The sequence below is a fragment of the Mycoplasmopsis cricetuli ATCC 35279 genome, assembly GCF_000526955.1.
Taxonomy (GTDB): domain Bacteria; phylum Bacillota_I; class Bacilli_A; order Mycoplasmatales; family Metamycoplasmataceae; genus Mycoplasmopsis; species Mycoplasmopsis cricetuli.
Window position 1 is genome coordinate 1 of record NZ_JAHB01000045.1, and the last position, 1,128, is coordinate 1,128.

The 1,128-nt window shown below is 22.6% G+C and carries 1 protein-coding gene; it reads right to left on the reverse strand.

Annotation, left to right across the window (positions count from 1 at the left end; genetic code table 4):
* Positions 1-132: 132 nt before the first annotated feature.
* A partial coding sequence (locus U744_RS04785; RefSeq protein ID WP_036432222.1) for a hypothetical protein occupies positions 133-1,128 on the reverse strand: 996 nt, incomplete at its 5' end.

The following is a 1,128-nucleotide window of genomic DNA, read 5'->3' on the forward strand; positions in this document are numbered from 1 at the left end:
ATATATATATATATATAATATATTTTTTATTTATGTTTATTTTATTATTGAATTTTTATAAACAAAAAAAGCACACACTATAAAATAGTAAGTGCTTTGAAATTTTAACTTAATAAATTGAAAATTTTATTATTATGTTTTAATTCTATTAGGTATTGGATCAATTAATCCTTTGTAATATACAAACAAAGTTGTAGTGCCGTCTTTTTTTAAAATTGGCAAATTGTTTTCAAGATCCTTTTCAAACTCTGCTCTTTGATATTCTTTATCTTCTACAACAATTTTATATCATGAACGCTCAAAACATCCAGGACAAGTGCTTATAACATTATTTATACCAATTGTTTCATTATATCTATTAACAGAAATTCTTTTACCAATACGACCATAATGAGAAGGACTTTTATTTTCAATATTTTCATCATCACTTCATTCTTCATTAATTGAACCATCAAGATTTTCATATTTTACTATTACATTAAATAAAACTTTATCAGTAATTGGTAAAACAACAAATACATGTAAATCTTTTAACTGATTCAAATGATTTTCTTTAAATTCATCATAATCAAAAACTCCTTCACCATCTCCTACATAATTATCAACAATTAGATTTTGAATATCTCCATATTCAAATTTGAAATTTTTTTTAATATTAATACTATCAAATAATTTAGAGATCTCAGTATCTATATTATCTTCATAATATTTTTTTGGAAAATAAGATTCATTTTTAAATTCTGCACTGTTTAAATCATAAGTAATTTTTCAGTATTGTTTATAATGTGCTTCAACTTCAATAATATCTGATTCATTTTGCTCAGGCTTTAAAAAGTTTTTATCAGAATTTTTATATTTTCACCCTGTAAAATCAAATCCATCAACAATAGGAACCTCTGGCAGATTAAAAGTTTTTTCAATATCATCTGGATTGTATTCTAATACTATGTTATCTTGTTCATGACCTAAAATAAAAATCACTTGTTTTTTCTTTATTTTTTTATCAAGTTCTGCAGTTTCTAATTGACTTTGCTCATTAATTTTATTGTTAGTTAAATCTTCACTCTTTTCATTTTCTGTCTTTAATATATCTAACTCATTTGATATATTAGTATCCTCTTTTAATTG